Origin of the sequence: Clostridium sp. ZBS15 (assembly GCF_023845705.1) — a bacterium.
GTDB lineage: Bacteria > Bacillota > Clostridia > Clostridiales > Clostridiaceae > Clostridium > Clostridium aquiflavi.
Genome location: NZ_JAMQHY010000084.1, coordinates 1 through 5,540 on the forward strand (window position 1 = coordinate 1; position 5,540 = coordinate 5,540).

Below are 5,540 nucleotides of genomic sequence, written 5' to 3' on the forward strand. Positions count from 1 at the left end.
ATAAAAAATAGTATCTCAAATTTTTGAGATACTATTTTTTATTTAATAATTATTTTGCTAATAATGTTGTTGTTAGAGGTGGTACTACTTGTTTCTTTCTTGATAATACCCCTGGTAGGAATGTCATACAGTTGTATAATTCTACCTTAAATGCTTTTTCAACGATTTCTGGTTTTGGTCCAGCAACTAAAATTTGAGAACCTTCATTTAGTATATCAGTTAAAAGTAGCATAACTACATCAAAGTTATTTTCTTCAGCTTGTTTGCTCATATAATTTAGCATTTCATCTTTTAATGGCATAAATCCATCGATGTCCATTGTATTAACTTGAGCAACACCTATTTTAGAATCAGCTATACTAAAAGGTTTGAAATCTTGATTGAAGATTTCAGCAACAGATTTTCCTTTTAAAGAAGTACCTGCTTTAAACATTTCTTTAGCAAATTCATCAATGTTTATTCCTGCTATTTCAGCTAATCTAAGACAAATAATTTTATCTTGTTCAGTACAAGTTGGGCTTCTAAATAACAGAGTATCTGAAATTATAGCTCCACATAAAAGTCCGGCAACTTCCTTAGAAGGCTGAACATCACTTTCAAAATAACATTTAGCAACTATGCTTGAAGTACTACCAATTGGTTCATTTCTAAAGTATATAGGATTGCTTGTTTGAATATCAGCAACTCTATGATGGTCAATTATTTCTATTATTTCAGCATCATCTAATCCATTAACAGATTGACCTTTTTCATTATGATCAACTTGAATAACTTTTTTCTTATGATCAGAAATAAGATGATATCTTGAAATTGTACCAATTACTTTACCTTCAATATTAGTTACAGGGTAACAATGGTATTTAGTTTCAGCCATAATACCTTTAATATCATCTACTAAATCTTCAGTAGAGAATGATACTAGGTTTTCCTTAGCCATTACATATTCAACTGGTATACTTTGAACGATTAATCTTGAGGTTGTAAATGAATCATGTGGTGTACTTATAACAGTAACTCCGTTTTCTCTAGCTTTAAAAATTAATTCAGATGGTAAAGTATTAGAACCAGTTATAATCATTAAAGAAGTTCCTATGTTTAATAGTTCCTCTTGAACATCATGTCTATCTCCAACTATAGCAATATCACCTTGATTTATTATTTCTCTTAAACTATCAGGTTGCATTGCAGTTACAGTTATTTTCCCAGGAAATGTTTTAACATTTTCATCTATGTATATTGCTTTAGCATCAAGAGTTTCTATTATATTTTCTATAGATGTATTACTCTTTGCTAGGATGTTATTATCCCAAATATCCATATAAGCTGATGTTAAATTAGAAATAGAAATAACTCCAATTAAGCAACCGTTTTTATCAGCTATTGGTAAAGCTTTAAGATGATTATCTCTCATTATGTTCCAAGCACCTCTTAATGGGAAAGTTGGTGGAATTGGATCAAGATTATCTATTTTTAAATCTTCTACTTTAAGCTTTACTGTTTCTAAATATTTAGGTGCTTCAACACCAAAATAATCTAGTATGAATTGAGTTTCTCGATTTACATTACCTAGTCTTACAGGTATAGCTTCAAGATTACTAATTTTATTTTTCAAAGCTGCATATCCATAAGCAGCACAGATTGAATCTGAATCAGGATTTTTATGTCCAGTTACATAAACTATATTCTTCAAAATAGCTCCTCCTTATTTGTATAAAATCACAGTATATATTTTACTTGTAAATTTCAATAATGTAAAGTTTATTAAAAAATCATCATAACTTTTGCAAAGGAAAATATATATATTTATATGAGGAGAAAAAAAGGGAGGAGAAATTGTGGTACAAGAAAAAGAACTTTTAAAAGGACTTAGTACAAAGGAAGCTGAAAAAAGAATTAAGAATTTTGGGCTTAATGAACTTCAGCATAAAAAAAAGACATCAGCCTTAAAAATATTTCTTTCACAATTTAATGATTTTATTGTATGGGTACTTATAGCAGCAACAATAATTTCAGGAATCATAGGTGATAAAGCTGATGCAATTACTATATTAATAATTGTGTTTGTAAATGCGATATTAGGATTTGTTCAAGAATTTAGAACGGAAAAGTCATTAGAGGCTCTGAAGGATTTAGCTGCACCAACATGTAAGGTACTAAGAGATGGAAGCATACAAATTCTTAATTCTATATATTTAACTATAGGTGATGTAGTTATTTTAGAAGCTGGTGACAGAGTCCCAGCAGATGGTACATTTATTGAAGGATTAGGTATTGTCGTGGATGAATCACTACTTACTGGGGAATCGGTAGGAGTTGATAAAGATGTTAATGGAAAAAATAATAGGTGCTATATGGGAACAACTATTGTAAAAGGAAAAGGATTATTTAAAGTTGACACAATAGGTATGAATACAGAAATGGGAAAAATAGCAGATCTAATTCAAAACATAGATGAAGAAAAGTCACCTTTAAATAAAAAATTAGATTCACTTGGCAAAGTATTGGTAGTTATTTGTTTAGTTGTATGTGTAATAGTAACTGTAATGGGTGTAATAAGAGGGAATGATATAACAGAAATGTTTTTACTTGGCGTAAGTTTAGCAGTAGCAGCTATTCCAGAAGGTCTTGCTGCAATTGTAACAGTAGCATTAGCACTTGGAGTATCTAGAATGTTAAAAAGAAACGCTTTAGTAAGAAAATTACCTGCAGTTGAAACCTTGGGATGTACTTCTGTTATATGTTCTGATAAGACCGGTACATTAACTCAAAACAAGATGACAGCTAAAGAAGCTTATTTAAATGGTAAAATATATGAATTAGAAAAAGAAGAATTAAAAGATTATAACAAAATGATGAAAGCTCTAGTTTATTGTAATGATTGTAATTATGATTTTACTAAAAACATAATGGAAGAAGTGCTTCATGGAGAACCAACAGAAACTGCATTAATAGAGATGTTCTTTAAGAAAGTTGAGCCATTAAAGGCATATGTATCTAATATAAATAGAGTATATGATATTCCTTTTGATTCAACAAGAAAGATGATGTCTGTAATAATTAATGAAAATGATAAAGAAACTTGTTATGTTAAAGGTGCACCCGAAAGACTTATAGAAAAATGTTCTTATATATTAGAAAATAATAAAATAAAGCCTTTAACATATCAAAAGAAACAACAAGTAGCAAAATTTATTGAAGCTATGTCATCTAGAGCACTAAGATGTATAGCATGCGCATATAAGGAAGAAGGATTAAGTAAAAATAATCATTTAGAAGAAAATCTTATATTTATAGGTGTTGTTGGAAGCATTGATCCACCAAGAAAAGAAGCTAGAGATGCAGTTTTAAAATGTAAACTTGCAGGAATAAAGCCTGTTATGATAACAGGAGATCATAAGAATACTGCACTTGCCATAGCGAAATCATTAAATATATGTAATACTGAAGAACAAGTTTTAACAGGTGAAGAAATAGAAAGAATTAGTGATGATGAATTATATAAGAAAGTTAATAAGGTCAGAGTATTTGCTAGGGTTTCACCAAACCATAAGTTAAGAATTGTAAAAGCATTTAAGAGAAAAGGTAATATAGTTGCAATGACTGGAGACGGAGTAAATGATGCTCCAGCAATAAAAGAAGCAGATATAGGAATTTCCATGGGGATTTCAGGAACTGATGTTACTAAGGAAGCATCCTCAATGATATTAATGGATGATAATTTTTCAACTATAGTGGCAGCTGTAGAAGAGGGAAGAATAATTTATGATAATATAAGAAAATTCATAAGATATTTATTGTCTTGTAATTTAGGTGAAGTTTTAACTATGTTTTTAGCAACATTATTTTATCTTCCCAATCCATTAAGTCCAATACAAATTTTACTTGTTAACTTAGCTACTGATGGATTGCCAGCTATTGCCCTTGGTGTTGACCCAGCTGATAGTGATATTATGAGACAAACTCCAAGAGCAAAAAATGAAAGTATTTTTGCAAGGGGACTAGTTGAGAAGATTGTAGTAAGAGGATCATTAATAGGAATATGTACCTTACTATCATTTATGATAGGAAGATATTATGGTATGAATCTAGAAACTTGTAGAACTTTAGCTTTATGTACTCTTGTAATGTCTCAATTAATACATGTTTTTGAATGTAGATCAGAAAGACATTCAATATTTGAAATAAAGCTATTTACAAATCCTTATTTAGTAGGAGCTGTTTTAATTTCAATAATAATGATAACATCTGTACTTTATATACCATTCTTCAGAGGAATATTCCATACTGTTGCATTGTCATTTAGTCAATGGTTAATAGTAATGTTCTTCTCCGGAATAATAGCATTAATAAATAGTGTATATTTATTAATAAAATCAAAATAGGATGTTAATCTTGTACTGTAATGCTCGTGGACAGGATTAAAAAGGAAACCATACTCATCTGGAGTTGCTGAGTAAATTCGATAAACAATATATAAAATTTAGACAATTACTTAATAGTTATAAAAGTCCAATTAAAATGAAGCTTTACTAATTGCGGATATTAACACTTATTAAGATATAGTTGCGTAATAAATAGTAAATTTCTCTAGTCACGAGCTTTATACTACAATATTACCATTATTCAAATATAACAACAAAAGTACCAATTGAGATTTCAATTGGTACTTTTGATTTAATCTGTAAATTATCTTCTCATCATTTTAGTAGCTTGTTGACGTGATTTTTTTAATTCACTATGGTCAACAGGTATTAAGTCTTTTTTAGTTGTAAGATTTAATACATTCATTATTTGAATAGCTTCTGTAGTATCTTTTTTCTTTATTTTCTCGCCTTTAACACCCATTATTATTACTTTATGGCCTTGAGATACAGTAATAAATTCGGTTTTTTTAAACCATTTATTTTGTTTATAAAAACATTTAACAACAGATCTACCAACTTCAGGTTTAACTAACATTTCAACTAATAACTTATGAAATATAAAGTAACTTTTTTCAAAAACCTTTACTGATAAAACAGTTCCAGATGTACTTGTAATTCTATCTCCATACTTTTCAAGATATGCGTCTTGAAAATACTTATTAAATTTTCCAGAAAACTTTTCTTTTAAACCCATTTATGACTCTCCTTTTTAATAAGAATATATTTATCAATTAAAATAAAAAACCTATTATATCTAGCTTATTATATCATAATAGTTTATTAAGTACCATACATATTAGCATTTGATTGTATTTTAAAGTGACATGTAAAATCTAATTAATTCATATAGTATTTGTGATTATTAAAATAATATGTTTCATAGCAATTTTTATAAATAAAATTATAAGTTGAAATAAGTGAATTATTTAGATATAATTAATTAAAATAGAATATTTTGCTAGGGGTGCCGTTTTTAACGGCTGAGAAGGATATCCTAACTCTAATAACCTGATATGGTTAGTACCATCGTAGGGAAGCTTATTTACTTACTGTATATATTTATATGTAGTGGTATTTTATGCTTGCTTAGTGCAAGCTTTTTTTATTCTTTAGGAA

3 protein-coding genes and 1 riboswitch are annotated in these 5,540 nt (G+C 28.6%); of the genes, 1 reads left to right on the top strand and 2 read right to left on the bottom strand.

Going from position 1 to position 5,540, the window contains the following annotated elements; all coding sequences use genetic code 11:
* Positions 1-49: 49 nt before the first annotated feature.
* Positions 50-1,690: a putative manganese-dependent inorganic diphosphatase gene (locus tag NG904_RS16420; protein ID WP_252212625.1), complete on the bottom strand. Its 1,641-nt coding sequence runs from the start codon at positions 1,688-1,690 to the stop codon at positions 50-52.
* 145 nt (positions 1,691-1,835) lie between these two features.
* On the opposite strand from NG904_RS16420, the gene NG904_RS16425 reads away from it, so the two are divergent.
* A complete protein-coding gene (locus tag NG904_RS16425; RefSeq protein ID WP_252212624.1) occupies positions 1,836-4,382 on the top strand; it encodes a calcium-translocating P-type ATPase, PMCA-type in 2,547 nt (848 codons plus the stop codon).
* Positions 4,383-4,686: 304 nt separating this feature from the next.
* Here the strand turns inward: NG904_RS16425 and NG904_RS16430 are convergent, their stop codons facing one another.
* Positions 4,687-5,118: a hypothetical protein gene (locus tag NG904_RS16430; protein ID WP_252232770.1), complete on the bottom strand. Its 432-nt coding sequence runs from the start codon at positions 5,116-5,118 to the stop codon at positions 4,687-4,689.
* A 256-nt stretch (positions 5,119-5,374) separates the two neighbouring features.
* Positions 5,375-5,476, top strand: a riboswitch (TPP riboswitch).
* Positions 5,477-5,540: the final 64 nt, after the last annotated feature.

Bases quoted from the DNA above. Each gene is read 5' to 3' on its own strand.
- NG904_RS16430 (WP_252232770.1), bottom strand. From the start codon at position 5,118: ATGGGTTTAAAAGAAAAGTTTTCTGGAAAATTTAATAAGTATTTTCAA.